The organism is Candidatus Nitrosopumilus sp. bin_6a, from assembly GCF_054095695.1.
In genome coordinates, this window is record NZ_JBSWSR010000001.1 from 155,716 (window position 1) to 172,260 (window position 16,545).

General features: G+C 34.0%; 22 protein-coding genes and 1 tRNA gene. 13 read left to right on the plus strand and 10 right to left on the minus strand.

Annotation, left to right across the window (positions count from 1 at the left end; translation table 11 throughout):
• Positions 1-17: 17 nt before the first annotated feature.
• The 5 genes from sufC to ACW9XA_RS00990 all read left to right on the plus strand — a co-directional run bounded on the left by sufC (position 18) and on the right by ACW9XA_RS00990 (position 3,211).
• A complete protein-coding gene (gene sufC / locus ACW9XA_RS00970; RefSeq protein WP_457762585.1) occupies positions 18-788 on the plus strand; it encodes a Fe-S cluster assembly ATPase SufC in 771 nt (256 codons plus the stop codon).
• A gap of 33 nt (positions 789-821) precedes the next feature.
• Entirely contained in the window at positions 822-1,043 is a 222-nt protein-coding gene (locus ACW9XA_RS00975) for a DUF167 domain-containing protein (RefSeq protein WP_457762586.1), read from the plus strand.
• Positions 1,044-1,079: 36 nt separating this feature from the next.
• Positions 1,080-1,754, plus strand: a complete 675-nt coding sequence (locus tag ACW9XA_RS00980) for a chlorite dismutase family protein (RefSeq protein ID WP_457762587.1) — start codon at positions 1,080-1,082, stop codon at positions 1,752-1,754.
• A 112-nt stretch (positions 1,755-1,866) separates the two neighbouring features.
• A complete protein-coding gene (locus ACW9XA_RS00985; RefSeq protein WP_457762588.1) occupies positions 1,867-2,865 on the plus strand; it encodes an aldo/keto reductase in 999 nt (332 codons plus the stop codon).
• 7 nt (positions 2,866-2,872) lie between these two features.
• Positions 2,873-3,211: a hypothetical protein gene (locus ACW9XA_RS00990; protein WP_457762589.1), complete on the plus strand. Its 339-nt coding sequence runs from the start codon at positions 2,873-2,875 to the stop codon at positions 3,209-3,211.
• Here the strand turns inward: ACW9XA_RS00990 and ahbA are convergent.
• Positions 3,208-4,224: a siroheme decarboxylase subunit alpha gene (ahbA, locus tag ACW9XA_RS00995; protein WP_457762847.1), complete on the minus strand. Its 1,017-nt coding sequence runs from the start codon at positions 4,222-4,224 to the stop codon at positions 3,208-3,210. The genes ACW9XA_RS00990 and ahbA overlap by 4 nt on opposite strands.
• A 102-nt stretch (positions 4,225-4,326) precedes the next feature.
• Between ahbA and ACW9XA_RS01000 the strand changes: the two genes are divergently transcribed.
• From ACW9XA_RS01000 to ACW9XA_RS01015, 4 genes are read left to right on the plus strand one after another with little or no spacing between them, the layout of a single operon-like run.
• Positions 4,327-4,980 (plus strand): precorrin-2 dehydrogenase/sirohydrochlorin ferrochelatase family protein, encoded by a 654-nt coding sequence (locus tag ACW9XA_RS01000; protein WP_457762590.1) that lies wholly within the window; start codon positions 4,327-4,329, stop codon positions 4,978-4,980.
• Positions 4,977-6,242 carry a glutamyl-tRNA reductase gene (hemA, locus tag ACW9XA_RS01005; protein ID WP_457762591.1) on the plus strand — a complete coding sequence of 422 codons (1,266 nt, stop codon included), beginning with the start codon at positions 4,977-4,979 and terminating at the stop codon, positions 6,240-6,242. The genes ACW9XA_RS01000 and hemA overlap by 4 nt, the downstream gene beginning before the upstream one ends.
• 30 nt (positions 6,243-6,272) lie before the next feature.
• Positions 6,273-7,253, plus strand: coding sequence for a porphobilinogen synthase (hemB, locus tag ACW9XA_RS01010; protein ID WP_457762592.1), 981 nt, complete (start codon positions 6,273-6,275; stop codon positions 7,251-7,253).
• Positions 7,250-7,561, plus strand: a complete 312-nt coding sequence (locus ACW9XA_RS01015; RefSeq protein ID WP_457762593.1) for a hypothetical protein — start codon at positions 7,250-7,252, stop codon at positions 7,559-7,561. Before hemB ends, ACW9XA_RS01015 begins: the two co-directional genes overlap by 4 nt.
• An 8-nt stretch (positions 7,562-7,569) precedes the next feature.
• Here the strand turns inward: ACW9XA_RS01015 and ACW9XA_RS01020 are convergent, their stop codons facing one another.
• The 4 genes from ACW9XA_RS01020 to ACW9XA_RS01035 form a co-directional block, all read right to left on the minus strand.
• A complete protein-coding gene (locus tag ACW9XA_RS01020; RefSeq protein WP_457762594.1) occupies positions 7,570-8,298 on the minus strand; it encodes a cupredoxin domain-containing protein in 729 nt (242 codons plus the stop codon).
• A gap of 127 nt (positions 8,299-8,425) precedes the next feature.
• A complete protein-coding gene (locus tag ACW9XA_RS01025; protein ID WP_457762595.1) occupies positions 8,426-10,054 on the minus strand; it encodes a gamma-glutamyltransferase family protein in 1,629 nt (542 codons plus the stop codon).
• 77 nt (positions 10,055-10,131) lie between these two features.
• A complete protein-coding gene (locus tag ACW9XA_RS01030) occupies positions 10,132-10,758 on the minus strand; it encodes an HD domain-containing protein (protein ID WP_457762596.1) in 627 nt (208 codons plus the stop codon).
• Positions 10,759-11,379 (minus strand): hypothetical protein, encoded by a 621-nt coding sequence (locus ACW9XA_RS01035; protein ID WP_457762597.1) that lies wholly within the window; start codon positions 11,377-11,379, stop codon positions 10,759-10,761. It lies immediately after the preceding gene.
• Positions 11,380-11,562: 183 nt separating this feature from the next.
• Between ACW9XA_RS01035 and ACW9XA_RS01040 the strand changes: the two genes are divergently transcribed.
• Positions 11,563-11,685, plus strand: a complete 123-nt coding sequence (locus tag ACW9XA_RS01040; RefSeq protein ID WP_457762598.1) for a hypothetical protein — start codon at positions 11,563-11,565, stop codon at positions 11,683-11,685.
• A 44-nt stretch (positions 11,686-11,729) separates the two neighbouring features.
• Here the strand turns inward: ACW9XA_RS01040 and ACW9XA_RS01045 are convergent.
• A tRNA-Leu gene (locus tag ACW9XA_RS01045) sits at positions 11,730-11,830 on the minus strand.
• Positions 11,831-11,950: 120 nt separating this feature from the next.
• Here ACW9XA_RS01045 and ACW9XA_RS01050 point away from each other — a divergent pair.
• Positions 11,951-12,265: a single stranded DNA-binding domain-containing protein gene (locus ACW9XA_RS01050; RefSeq protein ID WP_014964687.1), complete on the plus strand. Its 315-nt coding sequence runs from the start codon at positions 11,951-11,953 to the stop codon at positions 12,263-12,265.
• Here the strand turns inward: ACW9XA_RS01050 and ACW9XA_RS01055 are convergent.
• A complete protein-coding gene (locus ACW9XA_RS01055; RefSeq protein WP_457762599.1) occupies positions 12,259-12,864 on the minus strand; it encodes a hypothetical protein in 606 nt (201 codons plus the stop codon). The two genes, ACW9XA_RS01050 and ACW9XA_RS01055, sit on opposite strands and share 7 nt — an antisense overlap.
• Positions 12,865-12,928: 64 nt before the next feature.
• On the minus strand, positions 12,929-13,768 hold the full coding sequence (locus tag ACW9XA_RS01060; protein ID WP_457762600.1) for a hypothetical protein: 840 nt from the start codon (positions 13,766-13,768) through the stop codon (positions 12,929-12,931).
• A gap of 137 nt (positions 13,769-13,905) precedes the next feature.
• Between ACW9XA_RS01060 and ACW9XA_RS01065 the strand changes: the two genes are divergently transcribed.
• Positions 13,906-14,217 (plus strand): hypothetical protein, encoded by a 312-nt coding sequence (locus tag ACW9XA_RS01065; protein ID WP_457762601.1) that lies wholly within the window; start codon positions 13,906-13,908, stop codon positions 14,215-14,217.
• On the opposite strand, the gene ACW9XA_RS01070 is transcribed toward ACW9XA_RS01065, so the two are convergent.
• Positions 14,206-14,874: a phosphatase PAP2 family protein gene (locus ACW9XA_RS01070; protein WP_457762602.1), complete on the minus strand. Its 669-nt coding sequence runs from the start codon at positions 14,872-14,874 to the stop codon at positions 14,206-14,208. The two genes, ACW9XA_RS01065 and ACW9XA_RS01070, sit on opposite strands and share 12 nt — an antisense overlap.
• A 122-nt stretch (positions 14,875-14,996) precedes the next feature.
• On the opposite strand from ACW9XA_RS01070, the gene ACW9XA_RS01075 reads away from it, so the two are divergent.
• A complete protein-coding gene (locus ACW9XA_RS01075; protein WP_457762603.1) occupies positions 14,997-16,205 on the plus strand; it encodes a phosphoglycerate kinase in 1,209 nt (402 codons plus the stop codon).
• Here the strand turns inward: ACW9XA_RS01075 and ACW9XA_RS01080 are convergent.
• The gene (locus tag ACW9XA_RS01080) at positions 16,198-16,545 is read right to left on the minus strand and encodes a hypothetical protein (protein ID WP_457762604.1); all 348 of its coding nucleotides are present in this window, start codon (positions 16,543-16,545) and stop codon (positions 16,198-16,200) included. The genes ACW9XA_RS01075 and ACW9XA_RS01080 overlap by 8 nt on opposite strands.

Sequence of the window (16,545 nt, forward strand, 5' to 3'; positions counted from 1 at the left end):
TCAGAATAAAATGGGACATGGCAGTCTTAGAAATCAAAGATCTTCACGTATCAAGAGAAGGCAAGGAGATTCTCAAAGGCGTCAATTTGAAGACAGGTCCTGGTGAAGTACACGCAATCATGGGACCAAACGGTTCAGGAAAAAGTACACTAGCATACACATTACTTGCACATCCAAAATATGAAGTCACAAAAGGAGATATTTTGTTAGATGGCGAGAGCATTTTAGATTTAACAGCAGATGAAAGAGCAAAAAAAGGATTATTCCTAGGATTTCAATATCCAACTGAAGTTTCAGGGGTAGGGTTTTCTCACTTTCTAAGAACAGCATACAATTCTCTAAGTAAAGCACTTGAAGGAGATAACAGAGAAGTATTCATCACAGTGAGAGAATTTCAGAAATATCTTAAAGAAAATTTGGAAAAAGTAGGATTGAAAGAAGAATTCCTTTCAAGATATCTCAACGAAGGTTTCTCAGGGGGAGAGAAAAAACGTGCAGAAGTATTACAAATGGCAGTTTTAAAACCAAAAATTTCTATCTTAGATGAACCAGATTCAGGGCTAGATATAGATGCAGTTCAAGCAGTAGCTCAAGCAATTAGCAAAGTTGCAGACAAGGATGCAACAATAATCATAATTACCCACTATGCTAGAATTTTGAAATTTCTAGACAAGTTAGACTTTGTTCACGTATTTGCAAGAGGTAAAGTATTGAATACAGGAGATGCATCACTTGCAGACAAACTAGAAGCAGAAGGCTATGAATGGGCTTTAGAACAATCAGCATAATCAAATTTAATCAGAATAATCTTTCAGAAACTATTGATTTACAAAGTTACAGTAGAATTTTCCAAGGAATTTTTAGACATAGAAAAAAATCAAATCAAAATAGGAGTAAGAACAAAACCCATCAAAGGGGAAGCAAACAAAGAGATAATTAGAAAAATTGCAAAACATTTCAAAATATCGACAAGTTTAGTTCAAATAAAATCAGGGCACAAGTCATCTGAAAAAATTATCGAGATTCTAGAACAGATAATCTAGTTTTTGTTTAAATAGGGTTTCAAAAATAAAAGGTACATGTCAGAAGATAATAATCAATATTATTTCAATTTCTCATTTTTCAAAGTTGATCCTAAATGGAGATGGATGGCAGACCTTGCAAAAGAAGAATCTGCAAAAGAAGTTGAAAACGTAATTAATAATTCAGGAATCATGTATAGGACATATTCAAATTTAGGATTAAGAGACGATGCAGATTTTTTGATTTGGTTTGCTGCAAAATCAGTAGAAGAAATTCAAAAGGTAATTGAGAAAATATACAAGACAGTTTTTGGAAAATATATCATCCCATCAAGAACTTATTTGTCATGCACAAGACCATCCCTATATGTCCAAGAACAAAAGGCTCATGGTTTTGTCACAGGTAGTGACCCAAAGAAACACGTTATAGTTTACCCATTTACGAAAACAAGAGAATGGTATCTACTTCCAAAAGAAAAACGCCAAGAAATAATGGATGAGCACATCGAAGTCAGTAAGAAATACCCACAAGTGGTTCTCAATACAACCTATTCCTTTGGAATTCATGATGAGGACTTTATGCTAGCATTCGAGGTAGACAACATCAGAGATTTTCAAGATCTGATAATGGATTTGAGAGAAACCCAGGTCTCGTCATATGTTAAAAATGACATTCCAATGATTGTATGTGTGAAAAAGGATATCGTTCCAATGATTTCCAGTTTAGGGTAGAATTTAAAAATAATTTTAAATAAAAATTGATTTGATCACTTTAAAATCCAAATATCAGGGATGCAAATCTTGGATAAACATAAATGATGAAATTTCAAAATAAAAAATAGTTTTGAAGTATAATAAATTAGGAAAAACAGACATTGAGATTTCAGAGATAGGATTTGGAGCATGGGCCATTGCTCTTGATTGGTGGGGTAAAAAGATTGAAGAAGATGAAGCAAAAAGAATGCTCAAAAAAGCATATGATGTAGGAATTAACTTTTTTGAAACAGGTGACTTGTATGGTAAAGGATTAAGTGAAAAATTGATTGGTGAAGTATTCAAAGACATGAGAGATGAAATTGTTATCTCAACAAAATACGGTTATGATTTTAGCGGTGTTGAGCAAATAGGACATAAAGAACTTCCACAAAGATTTGATGAAGATTATACTAGAATGGCATTAAGAAACAGTTTAGAAAGATTACAAACAGATCATATCGACATGTATGGTGTGCATAATCCAAAACTAAAAGACGTGAGAAACAATTCAATATTCAATCTTTTAGATAGTTTCATTGAAGATGGTTCCATTAAGACATACCAAATTGCCCTAGGTCCTGCAATAGGATGGACTCAGGAAGGATTGGAGGCAATGGACAAGCCAAACCTTAGTGCAGTTCAAACAGTTTACAATATTTTAGAACAAACTCCAGGAAACGAATTGATGCAAAAAGCAGTGGAAAAAGATGTAGGAATTCTAGTTAGAGTTCCAGAAGCATCTGGAATTCTTACAGGTAAAGTTAATGCAGATACAAAATTTGATGATAATGATCACAGATCAGTTAGAAAAAGAGAGTGGCTCAAATCAGCATTGGAAAAAGTTGAACAATTCAAACCAATCGCAGACAGAAATGGGTTGAGTGTTACAGAATTTGCAATGAAATTTATGATGACAAAGAAAGGATTTGCAACAGTGCTTCCAACTATGATCAGTGAAGAAGAAGTCGTCAGTTATGCAAAGATGTCAGACGGAAAATACATTTCAGATTCAGACATGAAAGAAGTTGACGAATTGTACAAGACTTGGCCTTCTTACGAATTAAAAGCAACACCTCAAGCAAATTAATTTCTAAATGGACAATCCAATAGATTTTGAAAAAACACTAGAAATCATTGAGAGAATGAAGTTTGCCAAGATAGGCAAATACAAAAAATGGGAATCAATAATTAAAAAAATTAAAAATTATCAAAAGTTGAATCCAGAAGAACTAGAGTATTATTCAAACATAACAAGAATTTACAAGGATTCAAGCATCACGCCTAGAAGTAAGATATACCACACAAAACTTTCAGAACTAGATGAAAAGCCACCGTGTAAAGAATGCGGTGATGAATCCCAATTTTATTGCAACATGAATGATCAGTATTTTTGCATAATCCATGTCGTAGGACATGATGAGAATGAATTCTAAGATGCAGAAATTGTTTCTTCCAAGCTGAAAGAGTTTTCTACAAAATATTCCACACGTGTTTTCTTGAATTCACGAGAACTAAAGAGGATTTGATATTCATCAACATGTATTTGATCCTGAATTGTTTTTGCCATTTCATGTGCCTCATCATGTGTTTTACAATGAATCATTGAAAATACATTATAAGGCCAATCAGCATATGTTGGTCTTTCATAGCAATGACTTACTTGTGGGAATGAACCAAGAGTTTCACCCACTTTGGAAATTCTATCTTCAGGAACCTTCCATACAATCATACCATTAGCAGTAAAACCAACCTGTCTATGTCTTAAGATAGCAGCAAATCTTCGCATGACACCAATATCTTCATAGTATTTCATTTTTTCAAATAATTCATCCTCAGTGATTCCAAGATTATTGGCAGCCTTTACAAAAGGCTCGTCAATTATTTCCATATCTTTTTGTAATTCGCGGATAAAGTTTTTGTCTTCTTCAGTCGGAGTAAATTTTACATTTTTGATTTCTTTTTTCTCTTCACTTGGTGCAACATCATGTTTTTTCTCATCTACCATGTCAAGCTTGACACCAATTTTGAATAGTTGTAGTGTTGGAAGCATTCTTACTTTTTTGATTCCCTTTAAAACATTGAATTTTTCAAGTTCCTCTTTCAAATCAGCGCCAGGAGGAACAGCCAAAGTAAACCAGAGATTGAATTGATGATCTCGTTCATAATTATGACTAACTCCAGGGTGACGATTAATTTGATTTGCAACATGTTCTAATTTATCATCTTCAATCTCCATTGCCACAAGAGAGCTAGTGTAACCTAGTTTTCTTGTATCAAAAATTGCACTTAGTTGTCTTAGGATGCCATTTTCTTTAAGTTGATTTAATCGTTGTTTGATGTCTTCAGGAGTAGTATCAAATTTTTTAGCGATAGCATCAAAAGGTCTCGTTACAAGTGGAAAAGTCCACTGAATCTCATTTAGAAGTTCTTTATCAGAATCATCCATAGAAGTCAATAATTCAAGAACTTGCTCATTCAATTAAAAATGTAGCTGGTAGTTTGTGCCTTGATTTTAATACATAAATAGAAACCCAAGTCCCTTTGATCGATGATAGTTGATCTAAATCTACAAGGTAAAAAAATAATCATCATAGGAGGGGGAAACGAAGCCCAAAAGAGAATCAATTCAATAATCAAACAGGGATGTCACATAACCGTAATCAGCGATTCAGTGAATTCACAAATCAGCAGACTATCCAAAGCCAAAAAGATTACATTGAAAAAACAAAAAATGTCAGATACAAAATTTCTTTCAGAGTTCAAACCAGACATAGTAATCACAACAACAAATGACAGAAAAATTAATCAAAAAATTATCAAGGATGCCAAAAAGAAAAGAATCATCGCATACAGTTCAGACAATCCTGATGAAAGTGACTTTTCCAATCCTGCAATAATTAATTTTGAGAATATGATTCAGATTGCAATTTTTACCGGTGGAAAGAGCCCTGCAATGTCAAAGAAAATCAAAGAAAGATCAGAGAAATTATTCAAAAAAATCATCAGTGATGAGGACATTGCTCAAATTAAGATCCAAAAAAAGGCAAGGAAGATGGCCAAGGAGATGATAGCCACTCAAGAGCAAAGAAGAGAATGTTTGCATAATATCATAAATGATAATGAGATTGATCAGTTAATAAAAGACGGACAGGTAAAAAAAGCTGAAAAGCGAGCAATTACAATATTGAGGAATTGGAAATGAATCAAAATATCATCAATGCACGTGTTACTTTTCGTAATTCACCAATTCACATTCTAGAGCAATTTACGATAAAAGACATAGAAAAAGCGTATGATGAGTTCAAAAAGCAATCAGGGTTGGATGAATGTGTAATTATTCAAACATGTAACAGAATAGAATTATTTGGAAAATCTAAAACATATGACTCAGATAAAATCAAAAAAACATGGGCAGCAATTACAGGATTAGAAAAAGAAGCATTTAATGAAAATATGGAATTTGTAGAAAATCAGGAAGCATTACATCATTTGTTGAAATTAACCTCAGGATTAGACTCTATGGTATTAGGCGAAGAGCAAATTTTAGGACAAATAAAAAAATCCATCACATCTGCAAGAGAAGTGAAAGCATCAGGACAGCACCTTAACACATTGTTTGATAAAGCAATTAGAATAGGGACTAGAATTAGAAATTCAAGTGGGATAGGAGCAGGTGGAATTTCAGTGGGTTCCATGGCAGTAAAACTTGCAGAGGAAAATATCGATGAATTAAAAACAAAAAAAGTATTGCTAATTGGAACAGGAGAAGTATCCACACTAGTTGCAAAGTCATTGCAAAGAAGAGGCTATGCTTTTGATGTCACAAGCAGAACAATGGGAAGATCAGAAACATTTTGTGAAACAATGGGAGGAAACCCGATAAAATTCGAAGAGGTTCTTTCAGGATTCAACCACTATGATGTAATATTTGTGGCAACAACTGCACCATACTTTCTTGTAACAAATGACAGAATTGCAGAAGCTATGAAAAACAAAAGCAACGGAATAATGATTTTAGACTTGTCAAATCCTAGAACAGTCGATGAAAAAGTTGCAACAATTGGAGGGGTTAAATTGATGAATTTGGATCAAATTGCAGAAATGGTAGAAAAGAACATGAATGCACGATTAAACAAAGTCAAAACAGTTGAAAACATAATTAATGAAGAAGTATCTGTATTAGAAGCCTCAATGAAAAGACTAGATGCAGAACCACTTGTAACAGACGTGTTCAAGAACATAGAAAACCTAAGAGAAAAAGAACTTCAAAAAGCACTTCAAATGCTCAATGAGAAAGATGAAAAGAAAATCAAAATTATCGAAGAACTCACAAAAGCAGTTGTAGAAAGCATCGTGTCAACTCCAATGAACAATATCAGAAAAGCATCAGAGCAGGGAAACCCTGATGTAGTAGAGTTGGCAGGCAAACTCTTTGACTATAAAAAACAAAAACAAGTAGACTAGGATTATATTTTACCTAGAGAGAATTTCATCATGTCATTTCCAACTAGACGTCTTCGTCGATTAAGGACATCTGATAAAATGAGAGAATTGATTCAAGAAACAACTCTTTCTCCAAAAGATTTCATATGTCCAGTATTTGTTCAAGAAGATTTGAATGAAAGAGTCAAAGTTGAATCAATGTCAGAAATCGAAAGATTGCCATTAAAGGACGTAAATGAGGAGGTGAGCACAATAATAGATTTAGGAATACCTGCAATCATGCTTTTTGGAATTCCAACTAAAAAAGATGAGGCAGGAACTTCAGCTTTTGATGACAATGGAATTGTTCAAAAAGCAATTAGGCAAATCAGGGAAAAATTTGGAGATAAAATAGTAATAATGGCAGATGTTTGTCTTTGTCAATTTACATCGACAGGACATTGTGGAATTATTCAAGGAAATAAAATCGATAATGATATCAGTTTAGAAACACTTGCAAAAATTGCTGTAAGCCAAGCAAAGGCAGGTGTTGATACAGTGTCACCATCAGCAATGATGGACGGTCAAGTTGCAGCAATACGAAAGGCACTTGATGATGAGGGATTTACAGATGTTTCAATAATGTCACACTCTGCAAAACATCGTTCAAACTTTTACTCACCATTTAGAGATGCTGCAGAATGTGCACCAAAATTTGGAGATAGAAAAACATACCAAGTTCCATTTACAAATGCCAGAGAAGCAATGATGGAGGTAGAAACAGACATTGATGAGGGAGTAGATATTGTAATGATTAAACCAGCATTAGCATATTTGGATTTAATTGCAGAGACAAGAAGAAAACACAATGTTCCAGTTTCAGCTTATAGTGTTTCTGGAGAATATGCTCTAGTAAAAGCTGCATCTCAATTAGGATATGTAAATGAGAAAGACATCACATTAGAAATTCTACATTCGATTAAGAGAGCAGGAGCAGACATGATCGTAACATATTTTGCAAAATCAGCTTCAAGATTTCTTCAAGAATCATGAGAAACGACGAACGTTTTGAGATTCAGAGAGCATTTGATTTAATGCCACATGTAATAGGGGCAAGCTGGACTGCGGTGTGGTTTAGAATGAAGGGAATCAAAAAACCAACCAGGGAAGAATTTCGAGATAAAACTATAGAATATTTGCGACTAGTTGAGCCTGTCTTTGACTCTTATCCAAAAGAGGAAGAATTTGCTGCAATTAACAAGTACATTGAATTTAGAAAAAACGAAGAATATGAGAAAATCAAAGCAGGAGAAAACAAAGAGATTGAAACACGCTACGACAGATACATAGATTATGGCTAAAAGTGAAATTATTCCAATACAATCAAAGTGCCTGTCATCATAGTATGATCAGGATCACAATACAATTTGTCTGGATTGTATGGTAGACCACAATAGAATGTAAAAACACCAGGAGTATCTGCAACAAAAGTTACAATATCTGTTCCTTCTCTTGGTTCAAGCATTTCTGAATTTACACCGAACGCTGGAATTGATAATGTGTGTGCATGCTTTCTTGGATTAGTAATTTCAAGAACCACAGTATCGCCTTGATTAACAATTATGATATTTGGTTCCCATCTGTGTAGTTCCACAAATGCGATTACTTCTTCTCCACCTTCATTTTCAACTTCGGCGTAGAACTCTACTTCTTCCATACTGATTTGGAATGTTCTAGTTTGAGGATCTTCATCAGCAGGAATTGTTTGAGAAGATTGAGAACTCATCATTCCTTGGCTCATCATGTCTGAGCCCATCATGTGACCACCCATCATATTTCCACTCATCATCATGTTGCTTCCCATCATCATGTTCATCATGTCTTGATTTGTCATCATGGAATCTATCATTCCTTGATGATTCATCATTTGATTCATCATCTGCTGTTGCATTTGAGGATCATTCATCATGGTGTCCATCATTGGTCCCATCATCTGATTCATGTGTTGGGGATTAGACATCATTGGCATTGTGGAAGTTGTTGATTGTAAAGCAACATAACCTATTCCTAGACCTGCAAAAAATATACCAACTGCCACTCCAATTAAAATTCCCTGGTTAACCAATAGAACGTATCAGAATTTTTAGCATATTAGGTTGTCGAGTATAATCAGAAATGATTCTGAAAATTTAGAACAAATTTTATGCCTTAAAAATCTGAATCAGTCAATCTATCCCTTTTGCAATCCCATCTCGTCTTATTTCTGCAATTCCTTGAAATCCTTTGGAACTTTGTTTTTTAATTACGGCATGAATTGCGCCATGATAATATGAATAAGATTCTTTTAATTCTATTTTATATCCTAATTCTGCCAAATATGGAATTACACGATCATCAAATCGTTCTGCTTCTATGGTAATTTTGCCATCAACAGTACAATGAATTCTGGGTTTGTCCATGGCATCATTTGGGCTAAGACCTGAATCAATCATAGATGATATGAATTGGGCAGTTACAGTAGGGATTCTATCACTGCCAGGGGTTCCAAGAGTCATCCAGGGTTTGTTTTTGTGAAACAATATAGTAGGAGCAACTGATGTCCAAGGACTTGAATTTGGACGCAAATAATGAGGATAATTGATATTTTCATATTCAAAAGATGACATATAGCAATTATACAAAAACCCCAAACCGTCTGCTGCAGCTTTTGAACCATATACTAATTCAACAGATTGAGTAATTCCTGCAGAATTGCCTTCATCATCCATTACAGAAAGATGTGTAGTATCCTCATCATGGAATTTTACATTATGATTAGATATCTGGATTCCATCAATGATTGATTCGGATAAATGTTTGAGAAAAGACTTGTCAAATAATAATTTGTCATCAATCTGTTTGTATGTAGCTACATCATATGGACGCTGAGTACGAAATGAAAGGGATCTCTTGAATGTTTCTACCAAGTAGTGATAAAATTCCAATCTGTTGTTTTTGATAGTGTTAGCAGGAAGTTGATTTAGTAGCATCAAAATCAGCAGCAATATTCTGCCCACTGCGGGAGGGGGAAATGTTTTGACTGTCATGTTTCTATATTTTCCAACAAGGGGTTCACGTTCAATTATTTTTGGAATTAAAACTAGATCCTCTTCTCGTAGTAATCCATTATTTTTTTGCATGTCAGCATCTATCATTTTTGGAATTTTTCCATGATAAAATGATCTATATCCGTTTTCAGCAAGATATGTCAATAATTCTGCCAAATCATCTTGGACAAAAAGATCTTTTGTATCGTAGGGTGTTGTTCCATCTTTGAGAAAATACTTTGCTCCAGATTGAGACTTTACTTTGTTAAAACTTTCTAGTTCACGTTGTTGCAAATCATGTTGAAGTGCTGTAATTTTGTATCCTTTTTTTGCAATCCTTATTGCAGGTTTTAGTATTTGAGCCCATTCAAGATTACCATATTTCTCATTCAAAAACCCCATAACTGCAACAGTGCTAGGAACTGTTGTGGACTTGTAGCCTATTGATCTATCCAATTTATTTTTAAATTTACTAGGTAAAGCTAAAGAAGGTGCCCTAGTAGAGCCATCTATGCAAATTGTCTTTCCATTAATGTGAATTATTCCCATGGATTGACCTCCTATTCCAGAAGCTTGAGGTTCACATACGCCTAATGCTAGAGCAGTAGCACATGCAGCATCGATTGCATTTCCACCTTTTTTGAGTATTTCAACGCCTGCATTTGTGGCATCAGGAAAGGCAGATGAAACCATCCCTTTTTTAGATTCTGAGAATTTATGATTACTAGTAGTCTGAAAAGATTTTTCAATTTTTTCTAATAGATTCAACGGATTATTTCAAATTTTTAACTTATAACAATATTTTCATTAAAAATTATCAAATTCAGACAAGAGTTTTGAGAAGATCAAGTAGAAATTTCCTTTTCAAGTTGTTTTAGAAATTCCATGAGCACTTTAGTTCGCTTTTTTGCCTCAATTTTACCTGATTTTGTATTCATTAGTGAATCTAGTTTTAGTAATTTTTGATAAAAATGATCTACAGTCCAAATTTTATCATCAGGTTTTCTTGTTTTACAAAAAGGGTCATCAATATTGTAAAAAGGCCTCTTAAGAGAACCGCCGGTTGCAAAAACTCTTGCAATACCAATTGCACCAATAGCATCTAGTCGGTCAGCATCTTGAAGGATTTTTCCTTCAATTGTGAGAGATTTTTTGTTTTGTGAAAAACTATGATCACGTATTGCTTCAGAAACAATAATTATTTCATCTTTAGAGAAATTATATTTTTTTAAAATTTGTTCTGCTTTTTTTGCACTATGAATTGAAGATAATTTAGAACGTTTGTCAGATTTTGAATATGAAACAATGTCATGTAATAGTGTGGCGCATAGAACTAGTTTTTCATTTGCTTTTTCTTTTTTACATATTTTTTGAGCATTTTTGTAAACTCTCATCACATGTTCAAAATCATGTGCAGAGTCATTATCCATGATTTTTTTTACTTCATGTTTTATAGAATCAATCTCTTTCATTTAGAATCTCCAAATTTTTGGTTTGACAAATTTTATTTTTCTTTGAGTTATTAAAAGAGTCCAATTGACAGATGCAAAAAGAACTATCAATGCTACACCCGCACCATCAATCAGCAAAATTCCAATTAAACGATCCTCAAACAAGTCCAAGAAAGGAGTCAAAACAGCATTACCAGAATAAATCATAACAACATATGAAATAGTTCTGCCAAACCAAAATCCTACATAGATGCCCAAACTTTTGGCACGCATTAGACCATATGCGATAAACAACATATTACTTGGAAGTGGAGTTGCCCCGAATAGAAAAGATGCAATTACATAACCGTATTTTTTTCGGTTCAGATAATCACCAATTACGTCAAGATTGGTTTTTTGTTCTTCTGCAACAAATCTTCTAAAGAGAATACTGATCTGCTTTAAGACAAATCTTCCAAGTGTAGCCCCTGTAGCTCCAACCATAGCGAGAATTACAACATTCAAAGTTGGATCAAGCAGATAAAACGAGGTCAAGATGATCCAGCTTGGCGGCATCAAAATCGGAGAAGCATTTACTCCAATTAGTACAAGAAAAATTCCAAAATATGAAAATTTTCCAAAAATTTCAAAAATATCTAACATCTTTCAAAAAATGTACTCTTTTTTTGCTTCTAAACCCTTGGATTTCAAAACAGTCATAAAAAAATTTCATTATGATCTAAAAAATTATAAAAATTACATCTTTTTTGAAACAATGATCAGGTATTGTAAAAAATTGGATCAATCATGCAATATCCTTATAAGCAATTTATGCCTAGTCTAACCATGTCAGAGATGGTTTGGAAATGTTTTAGATGTAATTTATCATTCAAAGACGATCAAGTTGCCAAAATGCATAAGGAAATTTCAGACCATTCAATTACTAAAGTAAAAGCAATTGTTGCATAATTTCTAAAATTTCACAATAATTGACAATTTTAATTAAAATTTAGTGCAGAGGGTGGGATTTGAACCCACGAACTCCTGAGAGAAGGGATTTCCTATTTTATGGATCTTGAGTCCCTCTCGGTTGACCGGGCTTCGATACCTCTGCAATGAGAGGGGGTATGGACCAATATTTCTCAATTACTATTTTGACAAATCTACAATCTGATCCATTATTTTGGCAATTTTTTAACAAAGCTTTTAATCGTGTAAAATGGTTTCAAAAATAATGTCAGAATTCATACCAATTTCCGAAGCAAAGAAAATGCGAAGTGGAGTTAATGTTGAAGCTGTTGTTAAAAGCAAAGGAGACGCTAGAACTGTGAATCTCAAAAGTGGTGGAACAGTAGATGTTTGCGATGCAATTATTTCTAACGGTGAAACTGAAGATGACCAAATGAAACTCACATTGTGGGGCGACGACATCAAAGCAGTAAATGTAGGCGATAAAGTTGTCATTACAAATGGATACACAAATGAGTTCAAAGGTGAAGTATCCTTAACCAAAGGCAAATTTGGTAAAATGGATATTAATCCTCAGTAATTTCTTTTATTATCTAAATTATTTTTCACATCTACTAAAATTATAATCACACCAATTATTGCAATTATAATTCCTAAAATAAGTAAGAATCCAGAAATCAAAAGAGGAACAATCATGCTCATTATAGGAGAGTCGGGATTTGAAAGAGCATCAGAATTTTCAGGATCTGTAGAAAACATCAAGACCACATTTACAAGATCAGAACCGGTGTTTTTGATTTCAAAATTAAGAGAATCAGCCGAGGCAATTTCCAAGGCTTCAAATAAAATTGGCTCAAACATTACAAATTCACCATAATCATCTCCAAAAATATTTGAAATTTTAATCGACAAAGAATCTCCTGAATTATAATTAATTATTTGAACCCCCCAAAGCAAAGGAGCATCATATGAGGATACGTCGTATGTCACATATGCCAATTCACCAGGCATGATTTGAATTTCACTAGTAATATGATCAAACATCCCTTCAAACAAAGACGCCACTGAAAAATCATTTGGACCTGTAATGTTTGAGGGTACTGCAGAAACAGCTATAGAAAGTGAAATTCCAACTAAAACTAAACCAACAGTTGCAATTATCAATCCACGTTTTTTCATTTTAAAACAATGGTACAGTACTCAATTTAACATCATGGAAAAGTTTTGAGATATGAATTAAGGATTATCGACGTCTAGACTTTTTTTTAGCTGCAGTCTTTTTCTTTGCTGGTTTCTTTTTAGCTGCAGTCTTTTTCTTTGCTGGTTTCTTTTTAGCTGCAGTCTTTTTCTTTGCTGGTTTCTTTTTAGCTGCAGTCTTTTTCTTTGCTGGTTTCTTTTTAGCTGCAGTCTTTTTCTTTGCTGGTTTCTTTTTAGCTGCAGTCTTTTTCTTTGACAAAGATTCTGCTAATTTGGATATTGCTTTATCTAACAAGTTCTGAGCAGATGCTTCTGCTTTGGTTTGTTTTTGTAATTCCTTAAGGAATTTTTGTGCAGCTTTGCGACTTGCAGTCTTTGCTTCACGTAAAGAAGGTTTTGATTGGGTTTGTTTTTGGATTTTTGTGACAATTTTTGATTGGATATCAGAGAAATCAGACACATCACCTGAAATCTTTTTTGCAGTTTTTTGTCTGCTTTTTATTTCTTCTACCAATTCATTTACATGATCATTTAATGAACGTAATCTAGCCTCAGCGTTTTGCTTTTCTAGAGGATTTTCAGCAAATTCAATTTCTTGTTCAGCCTGTTCGATTGCTTCTTTTTCTTTTGCCAGTCTTTCTTCTGCGGCAGATATCAGTCTTCCAATGCTTTCCAATTGAGAATTTTTCCTAAGTAGAACAGTTGAAACATCAGTAGATTCTTCCTTTTCAGATTCTATTTTTTTATCAAGAGATTGTAAACCGGATGAAGAACGTTTTTCTGCAGAACGGAATTCTTTTAATTGTTCTTCAGCTTTTTTGCGAAGTTTTGTTGCTTCTTGTTTCCTTTGACGTAATTGAATTACTAGTTTTTCTAAAGATGCCAATGATAAAAACAAGACAGATGTGTCGGTTAAGTGGTGGACATAATCATGATTTGACTTTCATGTAAAGAAAATTGACTTAATTTGATCGCAAAAAAGGATTTTTTAAAAAATATTAGTCAAGAAATGCTAGCAATATCATGGAATTTCATCCAAAAGATTTGCCAATTTCAAAGACATATGATCTAAAAGATGAAAAAGATGCAATGGAGGCAGTGGAAGACATGGTAAAACGCGGTTTTAAAGGAAAAAAAGATGGGTATAGAGTATTAATGCCAAAAGAATCAAAGACTGCTAAAAGAATTGGTTATTCTGTAACAACAGGAATTACAACAGGACTCAGACAAAAAAAAGAAGACAGAGATGTCAAGTATTGGACATATCATCATGATGATGATCATTATGCAATAGTTTTGATTCACAGAGATAACGTACCAGAATCAGAATTTTGATTTATCAAAAATTTTGTAGAGTTTTGTTCTCTTTGCCATAACTCCAGACAACATAATTCCAATAATACTTCCACCAATAACATCCATCGGATAATGTTCTAAAACATACAATCTGCTTAGTGAAATCAAAATAGGATACAAGAACATAAGATATGCTCCACGTGGAAATCTCTCAGATAGAGCATATCCCAAAATAATTGCAAAGACCATGGATCTTGCAGCATGTCCAGACGGATACGATGCATCATATCCACCTTCACAGAACAAGGCAAAGGTATCTTTGCTTACAGGCACAGGAAATGAGACTGCATCATATTCAAAATCAGGCCTATCCCTGTCCACACCACATTTTACATATCCAGTAAGCAATGTAGAAATCACAATCAAAATCATCAAAGTAACTCCTACCCTCCTGGTTTTTGGAATAATCAACGCAAGAATTGCAAATCCAAGCATCCATAGTGCTTCACCACTTTCTGTGATTGATTGCATTATGAGATCAATTGTAGGATTTCCAACATGTTCAGAAAAAAATAGAATTACGTTTTGATCAAAACTTTCTGTAATTCCAAAATATACAATAGCAGTAAGAATCAAAAACAAAATTGTGAGTAAAACAAAGGAACGAGACCTAATATCAAAAAGCCAATTTTGCAATTAATTAAACCTCAAACACATGTCTTTTAATTTTTGTCAATAGATAAGTTTTGAAATCCATAAAACGAGAAAATATTTCTGATCGGCTTAAAGAATTTAACCAAGTGAACAATAGACAAATCGTGAAGGTACTCACATTAGATGATTTTGACCTAAAAGACAAGACAGTTTTTTTGAGAGTCGATATGAACTGTCCAATTGATCCTGAGACACGTGAGATTTCAGGGACTCGAAGGATTGAAGAGGCAATAGAAACTCTTGACTCATTAAAAGAATCCAAAGTCGTCATAGGATCACATCAAGGAAGAGTTGGCAACAGCGAATATACTGGAATGGACAAACATGCCAAAGTTCTCCAAGAACTAATGGGCAGAGAAATAAAATATGTAGAAGACACCATAGGAGAAGCTGCACAGAATGCAATCAAAAATTTGAAAAACGGTGAAATTTTGCTCTTAGACAATCTGAGATTATGTGCTGAAGAAAATTACGAGTTTGCTCCAGAAAATGCAGCTAAAACAATAATGGTTTCTCGTTTATCAAAATTATTCGATCTTTGTGTTTTGGATTCATTTCCCAGTGCGCATAGATCACATCCATCAATAGTAGGATTTCCACAAGTTCTTCCAGCTTGTGCAGGAAGAATTGTTGAGCGAGAGGTGAGAAACCTTGATGAAATTATGACAGTTGCAAAAGCGCCACATGTCATAGTGTTAGGAGGCTCAAAAGTGCCAGACAGACTTGAGGCAATTAAATTACTAATTCAGAACGGACGTGCAGACCATGTCCTTTTGACAGGATTGATTGGAAATGTATTCATGCGTGCACAAGCCAGAATTAAATCACCTTTAGGGATAAAACGTGAAGATGAAGTTGTTGCAAAAGCACATGCATTGATTGGTGAATATCCAGATGTCTTTGCAACTCCAGTAGATATTGCAATAGACAAAGACGGTGCAAGAGTAGAGATGGATGTAAGAGAGATGGGCAAAGGAGACAAAATATTTGATTTGGGTCCAAAAACTGTAGAATATTATTCAAAATTAATTGCAGGTGCAGGGACTGTGTTTATCAGTGGACCTGCAGGATTCTTTGAAAAAGAAAATTTCAGTTATGGGACAAAAGCATTACTAAATGCAGTTGCAAATTCAATGGCAACGACAATTGTTAGTGGAGGACATCTTACTACGGCACTAAGACAACAGGGGCTAGTAGACAAGATTGATCATATCAGTACAGCTGGTGGAGCATTGGTACTTTATCTTACAGGAGAGAAATTACCGATGATCAAAGCACTAGAAGAGGCTGCAATAAAATACAGATCTAAATAGAAGATTTGCATTCAGGGTTAGGACAAATTCTTTCTTCAGAAGTTCCCAGATAAACATCATTGTTACATGCATTGCAATAGGATTTTTCTACAGGATCAAACAATTTCAAATACATTGTGGTAAAGTTTTGTGCAATATTTCTTGCCAGACCAGAGTTACAAAGATCATTGAAAAAAGATTCAGTGTCATCAATTATCCAAGAAGGATCTAAATCTCCATTTGTTTTTAGCATCTCAAAGATTTCATCGTTTGTAAAATTAGTATCAACGTCATTGAATTTTTCAAAGATGATTTTTCTAATCTGAAGTGCGATTGGGACTGTAGGAGTAAAACCACTCAT

Coding starts and splice junctions, on each gene's coding strand:
- sufC (WP_457762585.1), top strand. CDS start 18: ATGGCAGTCTTAGAAATCAAAGATCTTCACGTATCAAGAGAAGGCAAG.
- ACW9XA_RS00980 (WP_457762587.1), top strand. CDS start 1,080: ATGTCAGAAGATAATAATCAATATTATTTCAATTTCTCATTTTTCAAA.
- ACW9XA_RS00990 (WP_457762589.1), top strand. CDS start 2,873: ATGGACAATCCAATAGATTTTGAAAAAACACTAGAAATCATTGAGAGA.
- ahbA (WP_457762847.1), bottom strand. CDS start 4,224: ATGGATGATTCTGATAAAGAACTTCTAAATGAGATTCAGTGGACTTTT.
- ACW9XA_RS01000 (WP_457762590.1), top strand. CDS start 4,327: ATGATAGTTGATCTAAATCTACAAGGTAAAAAAATAATCATCATAGGA.
- hemA (WP_457762591.1), top strand. CDS start 4,977: ATGAATCAAAATATCATCAATGCACGTGTTACTTTTCGTAATTCACCA.
- hemB (WP_457762592.1), top strand. CDS start 6,273: ATGTCATTTCCAACTAGACGTCTTCGTCGATTAAGGACATCTGATAAA.
- ACW9XA_RS01015 (WP_457762593.1), top strand. CDS start 7,250: ATGAGAAACGACGAACGTTTTGAGATTCAGAGAGCATTTGATTTAATG.
- ACW9XA_RS01030 (WP_457762596.1), bottom strand. CDS start 10,758: ATGAAAGAGATTGATTCTATAAAACATGAAGTAAAAAAAATCATGGAT.
- ACW9XA_RS01035 (WP_457762597.1), bottom strand. CDS start 11,379: ATGTTAGATATTTTTGAAATTTTTGGAAAATTTTCATATTTTGGAATT.
- ACW9XA_RS01040 (WP_457762598.1), top strand. CDS start 11,563: ATGTCAGAGATGGTTTGGAAATGTTTTAGATGTAATTTATCATTCAAA.
- ACW9XA_RS01050 (WP_014964687.1), top strand. CDS start 11,951: ATGTCAGAATTCATACCAATTTCCGAAGCAAAGAAAATGCGAAGTGGA.
- ACW9XA_RS01055 (WP_457762599.1), bottom strand. CDS start 12,864: ATGAAAAAACGTGGATTGATAATTGCAACTGTTGGTTTAGTTTTAGTT.
- ACW9XA_RS01065 (WP_457762601.1), top strand. CDS start 13,906: ATGGAATTTCATCCAAAAGATTTGCCAATTTCAAAGACATATGATCTA.
- ACW9XA_RS01080 (WP_457762604.1), bottom strand. CDS start 16,545: ATGAGTGGTTTTACTCCTACAGTCCCAATCGCACTTCAGATTAGAAAA.